Below are 21939 nucleotides of genomic sequence, written 5' to 3' on the forward strand. Positions count from 1 at the left end.
TCCACATGGCAGATAATCGAAATTTTGCCGCGTTGGATTGGCTTATCCACGAAATTGGCGAGACACTGAAAGAAGCTCGTCAATCGCTCGAAGCCTTTGTTGAAAATCCGAAAGATACGGCGCGCATCCGTTTCTGCCTGACGCACATTCATCAGGTACATGGCAGCTTACAAATGGTGGAGTTTTACGGGGCCGCCATGCTCGCCGAGGAAATGGAAAAGCTGACCCAGGCCATGATCAACAATACCGTGGCCAATCCTGCCGAAGCGCAGGAAGTATTGATGCGCGCTATCCTGCAATTCCCGGTTTATCTCGACCAGGTAAAAGCAACCCGCCGCGATAATCCGCTGGTGGTCTTGCCGCTGCTCAACGACTTGCGCGCAGTACGCGGCGAAAGTCTGCTGACCGATACCAAATTATTTGTTCCGAATCTTGCTCCGGCCAAACGCATCAGTGGTACGCGTTTGCCCGTGACGCAAGACAACCAACAATTCCAGGAAATGGTGAAGAAACTGCGGCAGATGTATCAATACGCTGCTGCCGGTTTTATTCGTGGCGTTAATCCGGATGAGAATCTGGGTTACCTGCAAAAAGTATTCAGTCGATTGCATAAACTGACACAAGGCACGGCGCGGGCGCCATTGTGGGACATCTGCCTCGCCCTGGCTGAAGCATTGCAAATCGATGCTATAGAGATCAGCGTTTCCATCAAAAACTTGCTGCGCCAACTCGACAAGGAAATCAAAGTACTTGCGGTGCATGGCGTTAAAGCCCTGGATGCATTTACCCAGGACGAGCTAATTAAAAACCTGCTCTATTACGTTGCCCGTTCCGGCAAACATGCGCCGGGTTTCCCACCTAATTCACATCTCCAACGCATCTATCAGGGCTACCAATTGGAAGCGGCACTGGTGGAAGGTAAGGAAGTGGGTGATGACGCGCAGAATATGCTCTCGGCACCCGACCCTGAAGCCATGCGTTCTGTTGTCGAGGCGCTGAAAGGTGAACTGGATGTTATCAAACATGCATTGGATATTTGCCTCTCCGGTGGCGATACCCGCAGCGCATTAAGTGATGCATTGCCCGTGGTCAAGCGCGTGGCAGATACCATGGCGGTTCTCGGTATTGGTGAGTTGCGCAAGCAAGTGTTGGAGCAGGGCGCCGTGCTGGAGATGGTGGTTGACGCCAACAGCCAATTATCCAACGATCAGTTGATGTCTGTGGCGGGCAAGGTTATCGAGATTGAAGATGCACTGGACCACCTTGCTTCACAGTCCAGCCAAGCCAACCGTTCGGGTGAAGAAGCCGATATTACCCTCAATCGCGCCAAAGAATCGGTGCTAAGGGAATCACGCAACGGCCTGGAGCATGCCAAAGACGCCATCATCGAATACATTGCCTCGCAATGGGATCGTGCGCACCTGCAAGCCGTACCTGAAACCTTGCGTGAAATTCGCGGCGGCCTCGAAATTATGCCGCTGCCCCGCCCGGCCCGAATTCTCGGTGCCTGTGCGCGTTACATTGAAGAACAACTGCTGCAACAGGACGAGGTTCCCCAATGGAACAACCTCGACACCCTCGCTGATGCCATCACCAGTGTTGAATATTATCTGGAGCGTTTGAGCAGCGGCGCGCGCAAAGAAGAAAATGATTTATTGCTAAGCGTTGCTGAAGAGAGCGTGGCATCGCTGGGGTATGCCGTGGCCAAGATGCCGCGCCCCGAACCCAAGCCTTTCGATGCGGAAGATGATCACATATCTGTTATCGACACGGGTGAAATACCGTTAGCGTTAGCGGATGCGGCTCCAGATGCAAGCTCACCAGATATAACCCAGGAGAGCGACGAAGATACCGCAGCCCTACTTGCTGCTTATCAAGCTGCCCTTGAGCCAGATGCCGACACGCATTCCACTTCCGTCATGACAGAAGAACCGGCAGCTGAACTTGAGCCGGAAGACATTACCGCAAACGAATGGGCCCTACCCAAAGAAGATCAGGCCGAGTCAGCGCCAATTCCAGAAACGGTTGCCGAACAAGAGCCCGCCGCTGAAGAGTTTATCAACTACTCATCCACCGCCGAAAACATTGCCGATGATGAGGATGACGATCTTGATGATGAAATCATCGATATCTTTGTTGAAGAAGCCGGTGAAGTTACTCAAACCATTGGTGAATATTTCCCGCAGTGGGCGCAAAATTTTGACGATGCCGAATCACTGACTGAATTCCGTCGTGCGTTTCACACACTGAAAGGCAGCGGTCGAATGGTTGGCGCAAACGACATAGGCGAGCTCGCCTGGTCCATCGAAAACATGCTGAATCGCATCATCGATGGCACGGTCACGCCGTCCCAGCCGCACATAGCTATTATTGAAAAAGTGCGTCTGTTATTGCCCGGCATGATCAACGCGTTCAGCTTGCACCAACCCAACCCGGAACCAGAGCTAACCGCTGCTTATCGCGCACAGGCTGAAGCGTTGGCCAAAGGCATTGTGCCACCGGAATTAAGCGATGCACCCGCCGCTGCGGAGACTGGTCACGATGCTGACATGTCTGAAGCAATGGATGGCGAGAGCGACGATGCCGAGATTACGCTGGAGACTATTGCCGCAGAACTGGAGCCGGAAAACGGGGAACTGCCGCAAGCTGAAGAAATTACCTATGCGAGTTTCATCGATGCAACAACCGATGAAGACAACGCCGAGCATCACATGGACGATGAGGAAGTCATTGATTATGACTCGCTGTCATCGCCCGGCACTAACGCGCTGGATGGTTACTTAATCGAGGAAGACAGCAGCGAAGTGGACGATCCTCTGTGGGACATCTTCGGTGCGGAGGCCTTGAGTCATCTGGAAGTCGTGCAGAATTATATTCAACGCATGGAAGAACAAGCGCCCTTCTATGACCCACCCAGCGAACACATGCAACGCGCCCTGCACACCCTCAAGGGCAGCGCGCATATGGCAGAGATCACTCCCGTTGCCGAGTTGGCAACGCCGCTGGAAAAATTTGTTAAGGAATTGCGCAGCTATCAGGTCAATATCAATGATGACATCCTGCAACTGTTGCGCGATGCCGTCAGTTACACCCACATTGCGCTGGACAATATTCATCACAACGAACCGATAGAAATTCCGCGCCTGCAGCAATTCCTTGCTCGCGTACACGAATTGCGTGAAATCCATGTTGCGCCGCTGGCACGCCAACAGGAAGCCGATGCCAATGGGAAGCGTCCGATTGATCCGGAACTGCTGTCCATCTTTATGGCAGAAGAGATGAATCTGTTGCTCAATGCTGATCAAATCATTGAGCGGTGGCGAGAAGCACCTAAAGACTTGCAACAACTCAATCCACTGATCAATGAGTTACGCAATCTGACTCACGGTGCGGCGCACGCTTATCTGCCACCAATGGCTACCCTCGGCGAGAAATTGCAGGCGGTGTATCAACGCATTACCAGCGGCCAGTTGAACTGTAGCGATGACGTGTGCGCAACACTCAATGCCGCACACCTGTCGCTACTCGACATGGTTGATGCCGTAGCCGCAGGTCAGAATCTCGGTGAGATTCCACCGCATATCAATGAATCGCTCGACAACCTGATCAACCCCGCGCCTTCGCCGCTTCTTTTCGACCCGACTGAGTCGGACGTAGAAGCAGAAGCAGAAGCAGAAGCAGAAGCAGAAGCAGAAGCAGAAGCAGAAGCAGAAGCAGAAGCAGAAGAGGATGTTGTCTTCTCGTTTGATGTGCAAGAAGAATCCGCACAAGATGAAGATTTTGATCCTGAAATCGTCGAAATTTTTATCGAAGAAGCCAGCGAGTTGCTGGAGGATATCGAGCGCGCCCTGCACGAGTGGCAGGAAGATTGGAACAACACCGAGCCGGTCGAGGATCTGAAGCGTAGCCTGCACACCTTTAAAGGCGGTGCGCGGCTGGCAGGTATGATGGATATCGGCGATCTGTCACACGAATTTGAAAGCGTATTAATCGAGATGGGTGCCGATGCCCAGATCGATCAGAGCTTCTTCAAGAAACTCAATAATTACCAGGACCGCCTGCATTTATTGGTTGATCGCGCGCGCGCCAAGCTGGCAGGCGAAGCCCTGCCGCCACTGGAAGAAGGCGTACTGGCTGCGCCCGAATCCCATGTTGTGGACAAGCTTGCACCGATGCAGCCCATGCATTCAAACGAAACTGACGATGATCTGTCTACAAAACCGACTTTCCCGAGCGAAAGCCATGAATTTGTCGATACATCAAAAGTCATTCCGTTCACACCCAAACCCAAACAGGTACCAAGTGCACCCTCGGTCCCGTCTGTGGACATGCCCGGTATGCGCCCCGGCCCCAGTGGTGGTGCAGCGCCAGCGCCCATTCAGCACCTTGCAACCCGTCGCAGCGGGCCGCAGGAAGTTGTAAAAGTTTCCGCAGAATTACTCGAAGAACTGGTTAACCTCGCGGGTGAAACCTCCATCAGCCGCGGCCGAATGGAGCAGCAGGTTAGCGACCTGAGTACAGCAATTGACGAGATGGACTCCACGATCCAGCGCTTGCAGGAACAGTTACGCCGCCTCGATATTGAAACCGAGGCCCAGGTGTTATTCCGGCAGGAACAGATGTCTGCTCACGAGGAGTTCGACCCGCTGGAGATGGACCGCTACTCCCAACTGCAACAGTTATCGCGCTCGCTGATCGAATCCGCATCGGACTTGATGGACTTGAAGTTCACCCTGGCTGATAAAACGCGCGATACAGAAACCCTGTTGCTGCAACAGTCGCGCATTAATACCGATTTGCAAGAAGGTCTGATGCGCTCGCGCATGGTGCCCTTCTCACGGCTGGTTCCGCGTCTGCGCCGTATCGTGCGGCAAGCTGCCACCGAGCTCGGCAAAGAAGTTGAATTTGAACTGGATAACGTCGAAGGCGAATTGGACCGGACGGTATTGGAGCGCATGGTGGCGCCGCTGGAACACATGCTGCGTAACGCCGTAGACCATGGTATTGAATCAACCGAAGACCGTATTAACGCTGGCAAACCAGCCGCCGGACGGATCGTCTTGAGCCTCGGCCGCGAAGGCGGTGACGTCATGCTTCGCCTGGCGGATGACGGGCGCGGAATCAACCTGAAGCGCGTGCGGGAAAAAGCCATTGAACGTGGCTTGATGGCCGAAGGCGCCCAGTTAAGTGACCAGGACATCATCCAGTTTATTCTGCACGCCGGTTTTAGTACCGCTGACAAAGTTACCCAGATTTCCGGACGCGGCGTGGGTATGGACGTGGTGCACTCCGAGATCAAACAACTGGGTGGCGCCATGTTTATCGACTCCACCTGGGGTCAAGGCACCGAGTTTATTGTGCGTTTGCCGTTCACCGTATCGGTCAACCGCGCCCTGATGGTCCAGATTGGTGATGACCTCTACGCCATTCCGCTCAATACCATCGAAGGTATCGTGCGTGTCAGCCCGTTTGAACTGGAGCACTATTACCAGGACGAACAAGCGCGTTTTGAATATGCCGGTGAAAATTATCTGGTGCGTTACCTGGGTACGATGCTTGACAGTATGGCTCAGCCCAAACTGGACGGCCAATCACTACCCCTGCCCGTTGTCCTGGTGCGCAGTGCCGAAAATACCGTGGCGTTACAGGTGGATCGCCTCTTGGGCAGCCGCGAAATCGTGGTAAAAACGCTCGGTGTGCAGTTCAGTACTGTGCGCGGCGTATCCGGCGCCACCGTAATGGGTGACGGTAGCGTGGTGGTCATTCTCGACCTGCATGCGTTGATCCGCGAGCAACTGGCCCTTGGCTTGGGCAAATCCCTGCTGCTCGAACCGCTCAGCGCGGCACCAGCGAAGAAAGAAGATCAAGCCGAACAAACCGTCATGGTCGTAGACGACTCAGTAACGGTGCGTAAGGTAACCAGCCGCTTCCTTGAGCGCGAAGGCTTCATTGTCATTACCGCTAAAGACGGCGCCGAAGCACTGTTGTTGTTGCAGGACCACATCCCCGATGTGATGCTGCTCGACATCGAGATGCCGCGCATGGACGGCTTCGAAGTCGCCAAAAATATTCGTACCAGTTCGCGCCTGAAAGATATCCCGATCATCATGATCACCTCGCGCACCGGCGATAAACACCGCGAGCGCGCGTTCAGCCTGGGCGTGAATAAGTACATGGGCAAACCTTATCAGGAGGATTTGCTGTTGAATAACATCAACGAACTTTTGGGCAAACCGGCGAGATAATCGTGTGTGCACTGCGTGTCGGCATCCTGGTGGATTCTGCGGTCAAACAACACTATCTCACCGGTCTGGTAACACAGGCGGGACATCAGGTTGCTTGCATCACTATCTTATTGAATGCAGCCCCCGCTACACCGGACACGCCCGTGGATGCCTGGATTGTCGATGTGACGGCGGATCATTCCGCCAACACTGAACAAAATGAAACCCACTTGGCACATGATCAGTTTGTCGAGCACTTGTTAGAAAACGCTACTGTTCCGGTTATCCTCAGCGACAGCAGCGAGTACAGTGAAGGCAGTGACGAACATAAGGCCTGGCTGCGCCGGACGACCGAAAGGCTTCAACGCCTGAGCGGGGATATCAACCTGCAACAGACCGAGCGCGCACCACGCCTCTGGGTTTTGGCGGCGTCCACCGGCGGTCCGGCGGCGGTTAAGGAATTTATCAGCCACTTGCCAGCGGAGCTGGGTATCGCTTTTGTTTATGTGCAACATATTGATGCCCATTACTCGACCACCCTGATACGCATGATGAGCGGGGCCGGGCATTACCCCGCCGCGCTGGCTTGCCAGGGCGCCGTGCTACAGCCCGATGGAATTACCCTGATCAGTGCCGAACGACGCGTGGATATTCTGGAAAACGGCACCTTGTTGGTGAGCGAAAAACCCTGGGGGGGATGTTATGCGCCTTCCATTGATCAAGTGGTTGCCAACGTGGCCAGAATCTATCGGGAACGCAGTGGCTTGATCGTATTTACCGGCATGGGCGATGACGGCGCGGCCAGCGCCCGGCTAATCAAGCAACAGGGTGGCCAGGTGTGGGTTCAAACACCGGCGAGCTGTACCAGCTCCTCCATGCCCGAGGCAGCCCTGGCAACGAACTGCGTCGGTTTCAGCGGAACGCCACAGGAATTAGCGCAGCAATTAGCCAGGTTCAGTCGGCAATATCGCCGTTATCAACCGACTACATTATCAAGTTTTTAATCTTAACCCTTTGAAGGAAAGCGCTCCCATGAGAGCCCCACAACGCCTAGAAAAGAAAATTCAGGAAGTCGCCAGTCTGCTGGTACCCCTGAACGACTGTCTGTTATTGCTTCCCAACGTTTCGGTTGCGGAAATCGTTCCTATCACGCAGGTTTTGCCGGTCAGCGATGCACCCAACTGGTATCTGGGCGACTGCATATGGCGCGAGCAGAAAGTGCCTGTGCTTTCATTTGAAACCCTCAACGGTGACCCCAAAGGCGGCACCAGCAGTCGCGCGCGTTTTGCGGTACTTAACAGTACCGGCATCAGCGATGATTTACCCTTCATTGCCATCGTCACCCAAGGCCTGCCCCGTCTGGCGCGGGTGAATGAAGAAGAGATTCGCGAGCGCGAAGGCGATAAGAAACCTTTCGAATTGATGTATGTCTCATGGGCCGGAGAGGATGCTGTTATCCCCGACGTCAGCCGGATGGAACAAGCATTGCTTGATTACCGCGCGGGCGCGGTTTCTTATTGATGCCTGCCAGACGCACTCATACCTCATAACACACGGATTACGCTTACCCATGTCGACATTCAGGTTTTCAGGAAAAAAACTGTCCTTCGCAACACTTTTGCTCGCTGGCTTGATCAGCCTTCAAGGCTGTGGCGGTTCTCGTGATGAGCCGTTTGATCCGGGCGATGGCGATGATGAGGATGATGTGGATGTTGTAGCGGTTGATATCGATTCATTGGTGATGGGTAATGACCCGATTCTGCCAGAAGACAGCACCAGGCGCCTGCAAGTCATGCGCGATGAGACCGAGTACTACGAGGTATACGACAAATACACCAATGAAGTTATCGATGAACCGGACTTTGAGCGCGGCCAGGTTATCTTATATGACGCGGGCTCGCGCGATCTCAATCCGTGCACCGATAGGTTAGTGTTTCGCCGAGCCACTGCACAGGAAGAAAACGATGCGGTGGTTAGAGTTACCCTGGAGTTCGAAAATCGTGAAGACGACACTGCGAATAGTTGCGATGAGAGGCCCTTTCGTTTCTTTTTTGTCGAGAGCCGCGAGAAGCTGATCTTCTCTGAAGAGATTCAGTGGCCGTCATCATCCAGCTCAAGCTCTTCTTCATCGTCCTCTTCGTCATCATCTTCGTCGGCGTCATCCTCTCCACCGACGGCTTGATCAGAGATCACCCCATCGATATTGCACCAGACTGATCGCCGCTATCGGCGCAGTCTCGGTGCGCAACACGCGCGGTCCCAGCGTGAGTGGCGCAAACTCTTTTGCCCGCGCCTGCTCAATCTCCTGATCGGATAAACCACCCTCCGGGCCGATCAACAGGGCGACACTGGATACGTCCTCATCGTCGGATAAGCCGCGACTATCGCGATGATGCAAGACAAATTTGTGCTGGGCACTCACGCTCGCCAACCAATCATTCAGGCTGAGGGGTTCACTGAGTAACGGCAGGATATTACGCTGGCACTGTTCACACGCACTGACCAGGATCTGCTGCCAATGCTGTAATTTTTTATCCTGCCGGTCACCCGCCAATTTAACTTCGGTGCGCTCAGTCAACAGCGGTGTAATGTGGGTAACACCCAACTCGGTCGCCTTCTGTAAAACCCAATCCATACGCTCACCGCGCGACACGCCGATGGCTAACTCCAACTGCAAGGGCGATTGACGATCATCCGCAGAAAACTCACCGACTGCGACTGTCACCTGCTTTTTACTGATACCGGTAATCTGCGCCTGATATTCACCGCCCTGCCCATTGAATAACACCAGTTCCCGCCCCGGCTGCATGCGCAGGACTTTACCCAGATAATGGGACGCAGCCTCTTCCAATTCGAGGAATTGGCCACAGGCCAACGAGTGCGAGGTAAATAATCGGGGTACACGCATGACAAAATGACTCATATAAATTTCTGGAGGCCCGCTGCTTATCAGCGCGGCCAGCAAATTGTAGTAAAGTGGTCGGACAATCAACAGCAATAATCGATTATGGATATAGTGACCCACGCGTTACTCGGCGCAGTTGCCGCCCAGTCAATCAGCCAACGACAGCATGCTCGGGCAGCTAGTGGCGTCGGTGCTATTGCCGCGTTGCTACCAGATCTGGACGTACTGATTCGCAGCGCAGACGATGTTCTGATGACACTCACCTATCACCGTCACTTCAGCCATTCATTATTTTTTGCGCCCATTGGTGCTTTGCTGGCGAGCTTGTTTCTGTGGTTCGTGTTTCGTCGTTATATGAACAAAAGACAATTATATCTCTATGCCTTGATTGGCTATGTGTCCGCGTGTCTGCTGGATGTGTGCACCAGTTATGGCACCCATTTGCTATGGCCGCTGATGGATAAACCCATATCACTCAGTATTATCGCCGTGGTTGATCCCCTGTTCAGCCTGATACTTATCGGCGCGCTGGGTAGCGCGATCTACACCCACCAACAACGCTGGTGCTGGCTCGGATTAGTTGGTGCCGTTGTATATCTCTCAGTAGGAGCCGTGCAACATCAACGCGCTTATCACACTGCAGAAGCATTGGCTGCACAACGCGGCGTTACACCTTCACGAATTATCATTAAACCAACCTTAGCCAATTTATTTTTATGGCGCGCTATCACAATAGAAGATGGTAGGGCCTGGACTGATGCGATTCGCGTCTGTTGGTCCAGTGAAGCGAAGATTTACCAGGGTACATCGGTTACTTTAATTGAACCAGCTTTCTGGAAAGATTTACCGCCGGATTCCCGTGCTTATCGCGACCTCACGCGTTTTTTTGCCTTGGCAGATCGTATGCTGGTAACCCACCCGCAGCACGAAAATTTTGTCGGTGATCTGCGTTACGCTATGTTGCCTGACAGTGTGGAACCGATGTGGGGTATTCGTATTGATCCAATGAATCCTGATGCATCAACAGACTTTGTTGTGGACCGATCTTTTACACCGAAAATGCGGGAAGCGTTGATAAAAATGCTGCAAGGAAAATAGAAGACTGTGAATCAGAAAGATATATTGTCAGCCGCCAGACGCAGCAACGCGGCCACTGAAATAGCATCAGTAATCTCACCGCGTTTTACCATGGCAATAGCCTCTTGCAAGGATAATTTTTTTAGCTCGATATCTTCAGAAGCTTCCAGATTTTGTTGGCCGGAAAATAAGCCGCGCGCAACAAATACCTGCGCCACTTCATCGGTGACAGAGTTAGACAGATGCAGGTTCATTAAAAAATCCCAGCGCTGCGCGCGCAGCCCTACCTCCTCCTCCAACTCCCGTTGCGCAGCGGCCAAAGGTTCTTCATCCACCGGACACCCGCCTTCCGGAATTTCCCAGGTATATTGATTTAACGTGTAACGACTTTGTCTGACCAACCAGGTATTACCTTCGTCATCAATAGGCACCACGCCAACAGCGGTGTTTTTGAAATGCACCACGCCATAAATACCTTGCGTATCTCTGGGTGTGATGACGTTTTCATGGGAGACTTTTATCCAGGGATTTTCGTAAACGGTTGCAGATGACCTGACGCGCCATCCACCGATTTTTGTGGTGAGAACAGTTTCATCTGCCATGGTTTGATTTCTCTCAATAATCGCTTTTCAGCATCCATGCGCGCGGGTTGTGGGTAAATCCCAGCTTGGGATAATAATCGTTAGCCTTGGGTGCAGCGAGCAATACAATCATGCATTCAGGCTCTACACGGCGTTGTGTTTCTGCAATTAATTGCTTGCCGATACCTTGATGCTGGTAGTCCACATCAACGGCGAGGTCTGCGAGGTAAGTAACGTAGGTGAAATCGGTCAAGGATCTGGCGATACCAACCAATCGAGAATCATCCCAAGCGGTCACGATTAAATTAGCGTTCTTCAACATGCCCGCAAAAACATCGGGCCGATCAACCGGGCGTCGTTCACCCAAGGTAGATTTTTGATATAGCGCGATGGCTTCTTCTGGCGTGAGGACGGCATCGTCCCGGTAGGTAATTGACATGATGATAAAGCCCGTTGATCAACAGGCCTCTATCATAGCGCGTTGGGAACAGACGGGAAACGTCGATACTCAGTCGAGCGCAGAACCCTTAGGCGGCAACCAATCTGCCAGTTCATCAGCATGCTCTTCTTCAACCGCCAGGATATCTTCAAGCATACGGCGCGTGGTCGGATCAGCGTCACCGATGTATTGGATTAATTCCCGATAGCTTTCGATGGCAATCCGTTCAGCAACCAAATTCTCGCGAATCATATCCTGCAAGGTTTCCCCTTCGACATATTCCGCGTGGCTGCGCGCCTGTAATGTAGCTGGAGAAAAATCCGGTTCGCCACCCAATTGAACAATACGTGCAGCGATCTGATCGGCGTGAGCCAGCTCCTGATTCGCGTGAACCATAAATTCTTCGGCCACCGACTGGGCACGCAAACCATGAGCAACAAAGTGGTGCCGGCGATAGCGCATTGTACAAACCAATTCGGTCGCCAGCGCTTCATTTAACAGTTGCAGTAAGCGTTCACGATCGAGCCGATAACCGGCGGTCACGGCCCCGTCTTCTGTATGGGCACGAGCCTGCTCGCGCAAGGTCGCCACATCTGTGAAAGAGAAATTTTCATTCATCATCTTTACTCTCGTCAGTGATTATTTTCAGAAAATACACTTACCTGTTATTTGTTGAATCGCGCTTTTACCTGATCAACACAGGATTTTTTTTCGTCGCCCATCAGACGCTCGCATTTTTCCAGCGCCAGTTGATAATCCGCCTCGCTAATTTCATCCAATGCGTCCTGATGTGCATCCCTTACTTTTTGATTTGCCTCTGCCACGCTCACACGCTGCTGATATTCCAACTGCGCACGTTTGAGACAAATATCCTGTTCATTGCCCTTATGACCTTCGCACTTGATTTTAGCCACATCCAACGCAGCGTCTGCATAGGTAATCAATGCCTTGGTTTTAGCCTCAGGGGTATTTTTTTCGGCGGCTTCCGCATCTGCTTCCTGCCGTTTTCTTTCCGCTTTTGCCTCAGCGATACAAACATCCTGCGGATGATCTTTCAATGCATCGCATAATTTGCGTGCGGCAACATACTCTTTTTCTGCACGCTGCATATTGGCTTCATACTCTGGCGATGACGAAAAAGGTACCGCGTGAACTGCCTTAGTTAAACACATCGCTACACACATCAAGGCGAAAGAAAAACCCGCCAGTTTATGAATCAATAAACGGTTCATTGTGCCGACCATCCTGGTTGAAAAATATTGCTTCATGGCACGACATGTGATGAATACAGCCATTGGTTTTCGCTGCATGACATGGCGCAGACATGAAATAAACAGACGATAATAGCTTGCGCGTCTGCCTTGGCGGATTCAGTACGCTTGCAAACATTAATGCCAACAAGCCGTATTTTTGAGAGGAAATAGCAAGATGGGAAATTGAAAAGGTAAATCAATGAAAGCGATGCGGGTCCAATTGCACAGAGTTAAGATGTGGACCCAGCATTAATACGCGCCCGGTATAACGATCTTCACCAGTCACGGTAAATTCAAAATAAAACGCACGCCAGAAACGGAATTGTCCGCGGTTATCACGCTTAAACCACAAACGGCGCAGATACACACTCTGGTCGAGCATCTGCACTTGCATCTCACTGCAATGACGTTGCGCCGCAGCAAATGCAATATCTTTGATCCTCAGGGCATTAAACCAGTAGTACAGGATCAAACCGAACAGGATAAGCCAGAAGATTGCGGTGATATCAAGCATGAGCGGTTAAACACAGAAAGGAACTGAAACAACTACCGAACTACCGGCTTCAGCACAAAAGAGGGATTAACACCAATGACTCGACGTCAGAGGTGAGGATAAAGGGGATGGTGAAAATGATCGTCATCCCCTTGAAACATAACTGCTCTTAGAGAGGAGTTACGTTCTCCGCTTGCGGACCTTTTTGACCTTGAGTCACTTCGAAAGTCACTTTTTGACCTTCTTTGAGCGTTCTACGACCGGTGCCGTTGATAGCACGGAAGTGAACAAACACGTCTGAACCACCTTCACGCTCAATAAAACCGTAACCTTTGTCGTCGTTAAACCATTTAACAACACCAGAGACCAGATCTGACATACTTTCCTCGTCTTGCATTATAAAAGTCAGCGATGCTGACCAAACATTAAAACCGACTTTATTAAAAGCCAGGGTGAAATAGCTTATTAATAAAGCTATTGCTAAGGTCGTGGTGCGTACCAAGGGGCCGAGCAAGCGGAGGGAACCTCACAAAAGCCGTAGTCTTTGGACGAATCTCAATCTGTAGCAGTTCAAAATTAAAGCACTTCGCCTATGCGAGTTCAAGAGATTATGGATGAATTTAGACAATATTCGACGTTTTTTATAATGGAAATCAAACGCTGCATAGGCAATTAACCTTGATCACTTTCACGCGCGTTATTTGTCGCAGCCTTTTTGCCCAATGTTTCATGAAGATAAATTGCCAAACCGATAACCAAAAACCCCAGCAACATCACCCAGCGCTTAACACTTTCAAATTCATAACCTTGTTTTGCCAATTGATAACAGGCCAGCGCCCAGGCTGCGCACGCAAAGTAAGCCCAACGTTGTTGACGGTTAACGCCAAAAAGGATCACGCCGGTAACCGCTGCCCAAAAAAAACCATACACATTGGCAAAGCTTACAAATCCCATGAGGGATATCAGCAATATCAACTGCAATAAAACATTCAATATTTTTGTTACAACTGTCACCTTTGCCATCATCAGTACCATTAAAACTTTTATGTGTTACCAATCTACACCAATTGCACAATTTGCTGTCAGCGTTCAGAAAAATGCACTGGCAATGTGCGCTGCTGTTGTGAACTCAATAATGCAAGTTCAAGCATGCGCAGCGCCAATAACGCCTGTTGCGGCGGCGTCAGCAACTGCTCGTTGACGCATAAATGGGCATGAACATTTCGATAAAAATCCTGATAATCGCCGGTCACGGTCGGGTATTTTTGTCGGCCTTCATCGTTGTGCAGCAGACCCCATTCACTCTCGCTCTCCTCCGCCCATCCTGGTGCGGTGGGTGTCACACCGGCAAGCAGTCGCGGTTCCTGAACATCCTGCTGCTGTTTGATATAGGTGCCTTTTTCGCCGTGAATAACATAAGCAGGCGCCGGCTCACGTGCCAGCAATGAACCTTTGAGGTTTACATGAAAGCCAGGATAATCGAGCCGTACATCAAAGTAATCATTGACCTGACTCGCTTGTCGCTGGATGCGCAAGTCGGCAGTTAATGATTGCGGCAAACCAAATAACAACAAGGATTCATCCAGCAGATGAATGCCCATGTCATAAAACAGTCCCGCCGCCGGATTGTGTTCTTCTTTCCATTTTTTCGGTCCGGGTTGCGGCCGATAACGCTCAAGGGTCATGGTAAAACTTCTTAATTCACCCACGCCGGACTCTGCCAATAACTGACGCGCCGTACGATAACCAGAAGCAAAACGACGATTGTGATACACCGATAGCATCAAGCCCTGTTGTTGCGCCAGCGTCACCAGCGCTTCACCTTCCGCTACTGTTGGCGTAAAAGGTTTTTCAACAATGACATGCTTGCCTGCCAACAAGGCAGCTTCTGTCATGGTGTAGTGCATGGAGTTCGGCGTATTGACCACGACAATATCAATAGAGGCATCTTGCAAAATATCGTCATAGTCACGCACGATTCTGGCAGTGGGGAACTGCTCTTTGGAATCCGTGCGTGAGCGCTCCAGAATTGTTGTCAATTCGAAATCAGGATTCGCCTGAATGAAGGGAGCGTGGAATAAACGGCCGGACATACCATAAGCAGCCAAAGCTACACGCAATCTGTTAGACATACATAAATCCGGTTAGCAGGAGAGATGCGCTGGTTATAGAAAGAGCTGCCTGGCAGGACAACTCAACATAACCTTACACGGGAAAAAGAAGAGCGCCGGGATTAATCCGAGCTGTGCTTTGAACGATCGCGCCAGCCTTGATATTTCCGATGCACACCACGCGTTAATGCCTGGGAGTAATCCTCCAGCAAATCCACACCGGTGAGTACAAACACAACAATGAGGGAGAGCTTGATAGCCGTTAGTTCATAGCCAACCGCGATACACACACCAATAGCAGCCAGCGCCCAGATGGTAGCGGCAGACGTGACGCCGAGCACCACACCATCACGGGCTAACATAACACCTGCACCGAGAAAACCGATACCGGTAATCACCTGCCCGATAATCCGCGATGGATCAGTGGCATCTGTCTGAACCAGCGTCGCCGATGAAATAAAAATATAGGTTCCCAGGGTGATCAGGGTCGAGGTGCGAATACCCACTGGCTTGCCGCGCAGTTGCCGCTCAAGGCCGATGATAAAACCACACAACACTGCCGTACCGATAGAGTGCCATTGGAAAGGTGCAATCGAGATAATGTCAGCAATCGTCATAACGCACCCTTGCGGTTAATACCCATCATTTACACCCCCATAACCTGTTTCACCAGATAATTTTTCAACAACGGTAAATCATTAAATGTTTGCAGCCCGATATTGCGCAACAGGGTAACTTCCAGCGAGCGATGGCCGAACAACCGTTTGAAACCTTCCATCGCACTCATCATGCCGAGATTTCCCGCGAGACGCTGACGCTGGTAGCGCCGCAAAATCGAATAGTCGGCCAAGGGAATATTACGCACCAGTGCGCGTTCAATCTCATTGGTTAAGGCCGCGGCATCCAACAAGCCGAGGTTTACGCCCTGCCCGGCCAGTGGATGAATATTGTGTGCGGCGTCACCCACCAGCACGATACCCGGCTGACAGTATTGCTGCGCATGACGCTGACGTAGAGGCACACAAAAACGCTCTGCACAGTGCTCAATGTTTCCCAGGCGATGTTCAAAGGCAAAACCCAGTCGCTCACAAAAGGCAGCCGCGTCCAATGCCATCAACTCTTCCGCCAAGGGCGTATCCGCTGACCAGACAATGGAGCAATGATGCGTATCACCCGCTTCCTGCAAAGGTAAAAAAGCCAGTGGGCCGGTATACATAAATCGTTGCCAGGCGGTGTGCTCATGGGATTGGCTGGTTCGGACGGTGGTCACAATTGCCTGTTGTTGATAATCCCACTCGCGCGTGCGAAACGCGGCCATTTCCCGCACGCGAGATTGCGCACCATCGGCCGCGACCAAAAGTGGCGCTTGCAGCGTATCGCCATTACTCAAGGTAACCTGCACACCGGGCTGCATAGGCTGCGGTCCACGCAACTCGACGATGCTGACCGGCTGCATCACCTCAACCTGCGGCAACTGTGCTAATCGTTCACGCAAAGCACGCACAGCGATAGAGTTTTCGACAATGTGACCCAGGCAATCCTGCCGCACATCCGCGCTGGAAAAATGGATCGCGGCCGTGCCTTCGCCGTCCCACACATGCATATCGCGATAGGTGCAAGCACGCGCTTGCCGGATCGCTTCCCACACCTGCAACCGCTCAAGCCAATGCCGGGATGCCGGTGTGAGCGCGACCACGCGCGGATCAAATTGCCCACCGCTGTAGCGCGGCATATCGCCGCCAGCTTCAATCATGGCGATGCGCAATTGCCTTCCTGTCTCCAGCATCGCCAGCGCACAGGCCAGGCTGGCACCGACCAGGCCGGAACCCACCAGGATCAGATCATAGTCGTGCGGAGAATGGTTCATGAGGATTCCGTTTCAAAACCGGAGGCGCGCCAGCGCGGACTGCGTCCGGCGGTTCCCATGGTGTGTTCAGCAAAATAATGTTTGGCAATCGGCAGCGCCGCCAGGCTGATAAATCCCAAGTGGCGCAAAGCAATTAAAGGTAAATGGTCCGATGAAAATAAACGTACCAGGCGATCACTGAACGTGATCGTGAGCGCCTGGTCGCGCTGCTGCCGTTCAATATAAGTTTGTAAACCCGCAAGTTCACCCGGCGCTTTTTGCAGTCGGTGCACTTCCGTCAACATCTCGGTTAATACCACACCATCGCGCAATGCAAGATTAAAACCCTGCCCCGCCACTGGATGCAAAAAGTGCGCGGCATTACCCACCAACACGACACCGGAACGAATTTGTTCACACGCCGTAATCAGTTGTAACGGAAACGCCTGGCGCTGGCTCAGGCGTACAAAGCGTCCCAGACGATGTCCGAAGACTTGTTGCAGTTGCGCGAGAAACGCTGCGTCATCCAGGCTCATGTGGTGCTGTGCTTTTGCCGGTGGAAGTGTCCACACCAGTGCTGCCCGTTGCCCCTGCTCCGTTTCACCCAAAGGTAAAAGCGCCAGCGGCCCCTGATCGGTAAAACGCTCGTAAGCCACACCTCGATGGGATTCGGAAAACTCAACATTGGCAATCAATGCCGTCTGCCGATAGTCCTTTATGTCAGTTTCGATACCCAGGGCGCGTCGCAAGGGCGAGTCGCCACCGTCGGCAATGATCGCCAACCGGCATTGCAGCTCGACGGTTATGCCCTGGTAATCCAGTCGCAGGCGCGCCCCCTGTTGCTGCGGGATCAACTGCTGTACGCGCGCCGGCGAATAGCAATGAATGTCGGTTTGTTGCTGCACATGATTCGCCAGCACCTGACCCAGCCAGGTGTTTTCCAGCACATGGCCAACCGCATCAATACCCTGTTCGCGAGCGTCAATAACGCTGCCAGCAAAATGGCCGCGATCCGACACATGTACCTGGCGAATCGGCGTTGCATGTTGTTGCAGCTGATTCCAGATTCCAAGCTCACGGAAGATCTCGACGCTGCCGTGAGACAAGGCTGTAGAGCGCGCATCAAAATGGGAGGTGTAGTTCGAGGTGGTATCGGTAGCTAAAAACGGGTTGGCTTCGATCAAGGCAATCCGCCAGCCGCAGCCACTGGCCGACAGCAAACTGGCGAGACTGGTACCCACCATGCCGCCGCCAATAATGGCGATATCAAATTGCTCGTTTGAGGTCATGCGTAACGGCTGGTGTTATTAATCGGAGCGGAGCGAGCGGCGGGGTTAACCCGCCATCAGCGCTTCAATTTCATCGACACGTTTTGGCACATCTTTGGTGAGAATCTCATACCCGTCTTTGGTGATGGCCACGTCATCTTCAATGCGAATGCCAATACCGCGCCACTTTTTGGCGACGCGTTCGTTATCCGGCGCGACATAAATGCCCGGCTCAACGGTCAGAACCATGCCTGGCTCCAGCACACGCCATTCACCACCGACCTTGTAATCGCCCACGTCATGCACATCCATACCCAGCCAGTGGCCGGCGCGGTGCATGTAGAATTCTTTGTAAGCCTCGGCAGCGATCAGCTCCTCCACCTTGCCTTCCAGTAGCCCCAGCTCCACCAGCCCCTCGGTAATCACCTGCACAGTAGCATTGTGCGGATCATTCCAATGGTTGCCCGGTTTTACCGTGGCAATGGCGGCTTCCTGGGCGCGCAACACAATCTCGTATAACGCCTTTTGTTCCGGGGTGAATTTGCCGTTAACGGGAAAGGTCCGGGTGATGTCGGCTGCGTAACTTTCCAACTCGCACCCTGCGTCAATCAGCACCAGGTCGCCGCCTTTTAACGACGCGCTGTTTTCAATGTAATGCAGGATGCAGCCATTTTTACCACCACCCACGATGCTGTTATATGCCGGGGCGCGGGCGCCGTTCATGCCGAATTCGTGCAGGATTTCGGCCTCAAGCTGATACTCCATCAGGCCCGGCTTGCACAGTTTCATTGCGCGGACATGGGCACGGGCAGAAATTTCACCGGCTTCGCGCATCACACGTAATTCTGCTGCGCTTTTGAATAAACGCATGTCGTGGAGAAAATGACTCAGGTCGAGAAACTCACCCGGCGGCGTCGCGCCGGAGCGCACCTTGGCGCGGATGGTGTTGACCCAATCCATCACCTGTTTATCAAATTCGCTGTCCTTGCCCATAGCGTAATAGACACGCTCACGGCCTTCGATCAAGCCGGGCAGAATGTCATCTATGTCGTCGATAGGAAATGCATCATCGGCTTCGTATTCGCTGCACGCCCCTTCCGGACCCGCGCGATACCCGTCCCAGATTTCCCGTTCGCGATCGCGCTCACGCACAAACAATACATATTCCCCGTGGGGGCGACCCGGAATCAAAACCAGAACCGTTTGCGGCTCGGAAAACCCGGACAGGTAAAACAGATCACTGTCCTGCCGGTAAGGATAATCCGTGTCACGGCTGCGCGGTTTTTCCGGTGCGGCAGCCACAATGGCGATACTGTTGGGTTCCATTAGCCCCATCAGGGTTTTGCGACGGCGAGCGAACTCCTGCTTGGTAATTCTCATAGCGACGACGGTCTCACGCGATTCAATGAAGGGTAGGCGGTTGTTGTTCGGCAGCCGCGGGGGCTGCCGTAGCAAATTCCAGATACAGCGACGTGGCGGCCATACGAATATATTCAGTCAACTCTGTGTAATCTGCCTCGCTCTCTTCGTCTTCTTCCACATCGACATCAATCTGCGCGATGGATGCCAGATCGCGCAAGATTTCTTCGGATTCTTCGGATATTTCTTGCTGCCCCACAGCAGCGACACTGCCAAAGCCGGATAAAAAGCCATAACACCACTGCCCCACCCCTGTCAGGCGCTGCTCGATATCGCTCTCATCGTCGGGCAGGATCAACACCAGCTCAAACGCTTCGCCACGCAATTGCGCCGAGGCTTCCTGATACAGTTTGCTGAGTGCTGCCCGGACCGATTCATCCGGCGCCTGGGTAAAATCAAGAAATTCCACGGCATCCAGTAACCAGCGGGTTTCACTCAAGGCTTCACCGCCGCATAACTTGCCGCACAACAAACCGTGTAACTCAGCAGGGCTGTTAAGCGCACCTAGCGGCAGTAACAGGTTGCATAAATCGTCAAAATGCGAAGGGGATAAATCAGTCATAACACGCTCTCTTGGACAATCGCCAAATGCTATCACGATTCACCGGAGGACCGGGTGAGACATTCTTGTGTGCGCCCATCAACAGACACACAATGAAATGAAAAACTATCTTGTTATTCATGTGTTAACGCGGTTTCCTCGAAACTACTTGAATAATTGTGAATAACCGGGCCGCAATCATTGACCACCTGCGGAGGGCGCAATATAGTAGCCGCTGCATCATTATTGGCCACTTATCATGTCTGACGACCTTCTACTCTCATTGGAAACCAAGCTGGATCGCTTGATTCTGCTGTGCAACCGCCTGCAACAGGAAAATGCACAGCTGAAAGCGCGCGAAGGTGAATGGCAGCGTGAGCGCGAACGACTGATCGAGAAGAATGAACTGGCCCGCAGCCGGGTGGAAGCCATGATCGCCCACCTGAAAAGTCTGGATGCGGAATAAGCGGTACGTCATAAGCGGAGATTTACCCAGTGAGCAACGAAACCGTTTTTGTGAAGATCCTCGACAAGGAATACCAGGTCGCCTGCCCGCGCGAAGAGCGTCAGGCTTTGCAACAGTCCGCGCAGATGCTGGATGAGCGCATGAAAGCCATCAAAAATACCGGCGCCGTTATCGGTCTGGAGCGTATCGCAGTGATGGCTGCGCTCAACCTGAGCCACGAACTCCTGCAAGCACGCACGACAAGCGGCTCATCGTCAACCACCGATAAGACCGACCTGCAACGCCTTAGCGAAAAAGTCGAACGCGCGCTCAATAATCTCAGTTGATGGATTGTGTTTGCCGGCGCGATGAATGCGCGCTCCTGTTGCCCTTCGAAAAGTTCCATTGCATTTACTTACCGAAACTCATCACTCTCATTCATAAATGTATTTGCGGTAGCCCGGTGGTGCCGGGTTATAATTGCCTCTGCCCTGGGATGTTTGCCAACCGACAAAGTCCTTGAGCCGATAAATGTGTAACCGGCAGTACCTCGTTGTGTTCGGTGTGCATGTCCGCCTGACGGAAAGCCTAAAGAACCACAGGTATCGCCACCTTGAGCCGTTGGGTTCAAGGCCCGCTTGGTAGCGGCATTTCCGGGGCATCTCTTCCAGCATCTGCGTTACATCTGTTTGACAAGGCCGCCGATGACCCACTCTGCTCCGTCCCGCTCCGAATTACGCCAACAACTTCGCGCACGTCGCCAGGCGTTGTCGCCAACGCAACAGCACCAGGCTTCGCTTGGGTTGCTTCGCCAACTGATGAAACAGCCATTATTTATGCGTAGCTATCATGTTGCGCTGTATATCGCAGCAGACGGCGAGATCGATCCGGCACCGGTTGCGCAACAACTATGGAAGATGAACAAGACCTGTTATTTACCGGTGCTGCGCCCGGACAAAGCCAAACAGATGTGGTTTGTGCGTTACGACCCAAGCACGCCCCTCAATCCAAACCGTTACGGTATTGCAGAGCCCGACCCCTTTCATAACCACCGTCTGCCAGCCAATTTACTGGATATGGTCTTATTGCCTCTGGTAGGTTTTGATCGCAGCGGTGCGCGGCTGGGGATGGGAGCGGGGTTTTATGACTATACCTTTGCCTTCAAGCAGCAAAAAAGCAAAGGTAAACCCTATCTGATCGGCTTGGCGCATGCCTGCCAGGAAGTGGATCAACTGGAAACCGCGAGTTGGGATGTACCGCTCCACGGCATCGCCACCGATCGTGAGCTAATCCTCTGCGGCAATGCGTGAGCAATAAGAAGGCTACCGGCTTTATCA

22 protein-coding genes and 1 other RNA gene are annotated in these 21939 nt (G+C 52.5%); 9 read left to right on the forward strand and 14 right to left on the reverse strand.

Translation table 11 applies throughout. The features are described from left to right. Positions 1 to 5: 5 nt before the first annotated feature. From CBR65_RS11635 to CBR65_RS22300, 4 genes are read left to right on the forward strand one after another with little or no spacing between them, the layout of a single operon-like run. On the forward strand, positions 6 to 6245 hold the full coding sequence (locus tag CBR65_RS11635; RefSeq protein WP_198300722.1) for an Hpt domain-containing protein: 6240 nt from the start codon (positions 6 to 8) through the stop codon (positions 6243 to 6245). A 2-nt stretch (positions 6246 to 6247) separates the two neighbouring features. Further along, positions 6248 to 7228, forward strand: coding sequence for a chemotaxis protein CheB (locus CBR65_RS11640; RefSeq protein WP_232461179.1), 981 nt, complete (start codon positions 6248 to 6250; stop codon positions 7226 to 7228). Positions 7229 to 7256: 28 nt separating this feature from the next. After that, the gene (locus tag CBR65_RS11645) at positions 7257 to 7745 is read left to right on the forward strand and encodes a chemotaxis protein CheW (RefSeq protein ID WP_087467005.1); all 489 of its coding nucleotides are present in this window, start codon (positions 7257 to 7259) and stop codon (positions 7743 to 7745) included. Between the two features lie 49 nt (positions 7746 to 7794). Next, positions 7795 to 8406 (forward strand): hypothetical protein, encoded by a 612-nt coding sequence (locus tag CBR65_RS22300; protein ID WP_087467006.1) that lies wholly within the window; start codon positions 7795 to 7797, stop codon positions 8404 to 8406. Here the strand turns inward: CBR65_RS22300 and CBR65_RS11655 are convergent, their stop codons facing one another. Next, positions 8407 to 9132 carry a 16S rRNA (uracil(1498)-N(3))-methyltransferase gene (locus tag CBR65_RS11655; RefSeq protein WP_087469043.1) on the reverse strand — a complete coding sequence of 242 codons (726 nt, stop codon included), beginning with the start codon at positions 9130 to 9132 and terminating at the stop codon, positions 8407 to 8409. Between the two features lie 99 nt (positions 9133 to 9231). Here CBR65_RS11655 and CBR65_RS11660 point away from each other — a divergent pair, with 99 nt between their 5' ends. Further along, on the forward strand, positions 9232 to 10227 hold the full coding sequence (locus tag CBR65_RS11660; RefSeq protein ID WP_087467007.1) for a metal-dependent hydrolase: 996 nt from the start codon (positions 9232 to 9234) through the stop codon (positions 10225 to 10227). Positions 10228 to 10238: 11 nt separating this feature from the next. On the opposite strand, the gene CBR65_RS11665 is transcribed toward CBR65_RS11660, so the two are convergent. The 13 genes from CBR65_RS11665 to CBR65_RS11725 form a co-directional block, all read right to left on the reverse strand. Continuing rightward, positions 10239 to 10808, reverse strand: a complete 570-nt coding sequence (locus CBR65_RS11665; protein WP_087467008.1) for an NUDIX hydrolase — start codon at positions 10806 to 10808, stop codon at positions 10239 to 10241. Between the two features lie 13 nt (positions 10809 to 10821). Beyond that, positions 10822 to 11226: a GNAT family N-acetyltransferase gene (locus tag CBR65_RS11670; protein ID WP_087467009.1), complete on the reverse strand. Its 405-nt coding sequence runs from the start codon at positions 11224 to 11226 to the stop codon at positions 10822 to 10824. Positions 11227 to 11295: 69 nt separating this feature from the next. Next, positions 11296 to 11847 (reverse strand): bacterioferritin, encoded by a 552-nt coding sequence (locus CBR65_RS11675; RefSeq protein ID WP_232461180.1) that lies wholly within the window; start codon positions 11845 to 11847, stop codon positions 11296 to 11298. Positions 11848 to 11891: 44 nt separating this feature from the next. Next, entirely contained in the window at positions 11892 to 12458 is a 567-nt protein-coding gene (locus tag CBR65_RS11680; RefSeq protein ID WP_087467010.1) for a hypothetical protein, read from the reverse strand. Positions 12459 to 12675: 217 nt separating this feature from the next. Continuing rightward, positions 12676 to 12993 carry a DUF3301 domain-containing protein gene (locus CBR65_RS11685; protein WP_087467011.1) on the reverse strand — a complete coding sequence of 106 codons (318 nt, stop codon included), beginning with the start codon at positions 12991 to 12993 and terminating at the stop codon, positions 12676 to 12678. Between the two features lie 148 nt (positions 12994 to 13141). Beyond that, a complete protein-coding gene (locus CBR65_RS11690; protein ID WP_087469045.1) occupies positions 13142 to 13369 on the reverse strand; it encodes a cold-shock protein in 228 nt (75 codons plus the stop codon). A gap of 275 nt (positions 13370 to 13644) precedes the next feature. Beyond that, on the reverse strand, positions 13645 to 14007 hold the full coding sequence (locus CBR65_RS11695) for a hypothetical protein (RefSeq protein WP_232461181.1): 363 nt from the start codon (positions 14005 to 14007) through the stop codon (positions 13645 to 13647). Between the two features lie 47 nt (positions 14008 to 14054). Beyond that, entirely contained in the window at positions 14055 to 15104 is a 1050-nt protein-coding gene (locus tag CBR65_RS11700) for a Gfo/Idh/MocA family oxidoreductase (RefSeq protein ID WP_087467013.1), read from the reverse strand. Between the two features lie 101 nt (positions 15105 to 15205). Then, entirely contained in the window at positions 15206 to 15700 is a 495-nt protein-coding gene (locus CBR65_RS11705; protein ID WP_087467014.1) for an MgtC/SapB family protein, read from the reverse strand. Positions 15701 to 15729: 29 nt separating this feature from the next. After that, complete coding sequence (locus CBR65_RS11710) at positions 15730 to 16950, reverse strand: UbiH/UbiF/VisC/COQ6 family ubiquinone biosynthesis hydroxylase (RefSeq protein WP_087467015.1); 1221 nt, start codon at positions 16948 to 16950, stop codon at positions 15730 to 15732. After that, the gene (ubiH, locus tag CBR65_RS11715) at positions 16947 to 18218 is read right to left on the reverse strand and encodes a 2-octaprenyl-6-methoxyphenyl hydroxylase (RefSeq protein WP_087467016.1); all 1272 of its coding nucleotides are present in this window, start codon (positions 18216 to 18218) and stop codon (positions 16947 to 16949) included. Before ubiH ends, CBR65_RS11710 begins: the two co-directional genes overlap by 4 nt. Before the next feature lie 45 nt (positions 18219 to 18263). Continuing rightward, positions 18264 to 19577 (reverse strand): Xaa-Pro aminopeptidase, encoded by a 1314-nt coding sequence (gene pepP / locus CBR65_RS11720; protein ID WP_087467017.1) that lies wholly within the window; start codon positions 19575 to 19577, stop codon positions 18264 to 18266. 22 nt (positions 19578 to 19599) lie between these two features. Beyond that, positions 19600 to 20178: a UPF0149 family protein gene (locus CBR65_RS11725; RefSeq protein ID WP_087467018.1), complete on the reverse strand. Its 579-nt coding sequence runs from the start codon at positions 20176 to 20178 to the stop codon at positions 19600 to 19602. 238 nt (positions 20179 to 20416) lie between these two features. On the opposite strand from CBR65_RS11725, the gene CBR65_RS11730 reads away from it, so the two are divergent. From CBR65_RS11730 to CBR65_RS11745, 4 genes are all read left to right on the forward strand, one after another. Continuing rightward, on the forward strand, positions 20417 to 20623 hold the full coding sequence (locus CBR65_RS11730; protein WP_087467019.1) for a TIGR02449 family protein: 207 nt from the start codon (positions 20417 to 20419) through the stop codon (positions 20621 to 20623). Between the two features lie 29 nt (positions 20624 to 20652). Continuing rightward, a complete protein-coding gene (locus CBR65_RS11735; RefSeq protein WP_087467020.1) occupies positions 20653 to 20949 on the forward strand; it encodes a cell division protein ZapA in 297 nt (98 codons plus the stop codon). Positions 20950 to 21087: 138 nt separating this feature from the next. Further along, a non-coding RNA gene (gene ssrS, locus CBR65_RS11740) (6S RNA) lies at positions 21088 to 21266 on the forward strand. 40 nt (positions 21267 to 21306) lie between these two features. Further along, positions 21307 to 21912 carry a 5-formyltetrahydrofolate cyclo-ligase gene (locus CBR65_RS11745; RefSeq protein ID WP_087467021.1) on the forward strand — a complete coding sequence of 202 codons (606 nt, stop codon included), beginning with the start codon at positions 21307 to 21309 and terminating at the stop codon, positions 21910 to 21912. The last annotated feature ends 27 nt before the right edge of the window (positions 21913 to 21939 follow it).

The sequence above is a fragment of the Cellvibrio sp. PSBB006 genome (assembly GCF_002162135.1).
Taxonomy (GTDB): Bacteria; Pseudomonadota; Gammaproteobacteria; order Pseudomonadales; family Cellvibrionaceae; genus Cellvibrio.

Bases quoted from the DNA above. Each gene is read 5' to 3' on its own strand.
- CBR65_RS22300 (WP_087467006.1), top strand. From the start codon at position 7,795: ATGTCGACATTCAGGTTTTCAGGAAAAAAACTGTCCTTCGCAACACTT.
- ubiH (WP_087467016.1), bottom strand. From the start codon at position 18,218: ATGACCTCAAACGAGCAATTTGATATCGCCATTATTGGCGGCGGCATG.
- CBR65_RS11730 (WP_087467019.1), top strand. From the start codon at position 20,417: ATGTCTGACGACCTTCTACTCTCATTGGAAACCAAGCTGGATCGCTTG.
- CBR65_RS11695 (WP_232461181.1), bottom strand. From the start codon at position 14,007: ATGGTACTGATGATGGCAAAGGTGACAGTTGTAACAAAAATATTGAAT.
- CBR65_RS11675 (WP_232461180.1), bottom strand. From the start codon at position 11,847: ATGATGAATGAAAATTTCTCTTTCACAGATGTGGCGACCTTGCGCGAG.
- CBR65_RS11665 (WP_087467008.1), bottom strand. From the start codon at position 10,808: ATGGCAGATGAAACTGTTCTCACCACAAAAATCGGTGGATGGCGCGTC.
- CBR65_RS11725 (WP_087467018.1), bottom strand. From the start codon at position 20,178: ATGACTGATTTATCCCCTTCGCATTTTGACGATTTATGCAACCTGTTA.
- CBR65_RS11690 (WP_087469045.1), bottom strand. From the start codon at position 13,369: ATGCAAGACGAGGAAAGTATGTCAGATCTGGTCTCTGGTGTTGTTAAA.
- CBR65_RS11635 (WP_198300722.1), top strand. From the start codon at position 6: ATGGCAGATAATCGAAATTTTGCCGCGTTGGATTGGCTTATCCACGAA.
- CBR65_RS11645 (WP_087467005.1), top strand. From the start codon at position 7,257: ATGAGAGCCCCACAACGCCTAGAAAAGAAAATTCAGGAAGTCGCCAGT.
- CBR65_RS11680 (WP_087467010.1), bottom strand. From the start codon at position 12,458: ATGAACCGTTTATTGATTCATAAACTGGCGGGTTTTTCTTTCGCCTTG.
- CBR65_RS11655 (WP_087469043.1), bottom strand. From the start codon at position 9,132: ATGCGTGTACCCCGATTATTTACCTCGCACTCGTTGGCCTGTGGCCAA.
- CBR65_RS11745 (WP_087467021.1), top strand. From the start codon at position 21,307: ATGACCCACTCTGCTCCGTCCCGCTCCGAATTACGCCAACAACTTCGC.
- CBR65_RS11685 (WP_087467011.1), bottom strand. From the start codon at position 12,993: ATGCTTGATATCACCGCAATCTTCTGGCTTATCCTGTTCGGTTTGATC.
- pepP (WP_087467017.1), bottom strand. From the start codon at position 19,577: ATGAGAATTACCAAGCAGGAGTTCGCTCGCCGTCGCAAAACCCTGATG.
- CBR65_RS11670 (WP_087467009.1), bottom strand. From the start codon at position 11,226: ATGTCAATTACCTACCGGGACGATGCCGTCCTCACGCCAGAAGAAGCC.
- CBR65_RS11705 (WP_087467014.1), bottom strand. From the start codon at position 15,700: ATGACGATTGCTGACATTATCTCGATTGCACCTTTCCAATGGCACTCT.
- CBR65_RS11660 (WP_087467007.1), top strand. From the start codon at position 9,232: ATGGATATAGTGACCCACGCGTTACTCGGCGCAGTTGCCGCCCAGTCA.
- CBR65_RS11710 (WP_087467015.1), bottom strand. From the start codon at position 16,950: ATGAACCATTCTCCGCACGACTATGATCTGATCCTGGTGGGTTCCGGC.
- CBR65_RS11700 (WP_087467013.1), bottom strand. From the start codon at position 15,104: ATGTCTAACAGATTGCGTGTAGCTTTGGCTGCTTATGGTATGTCCGGC.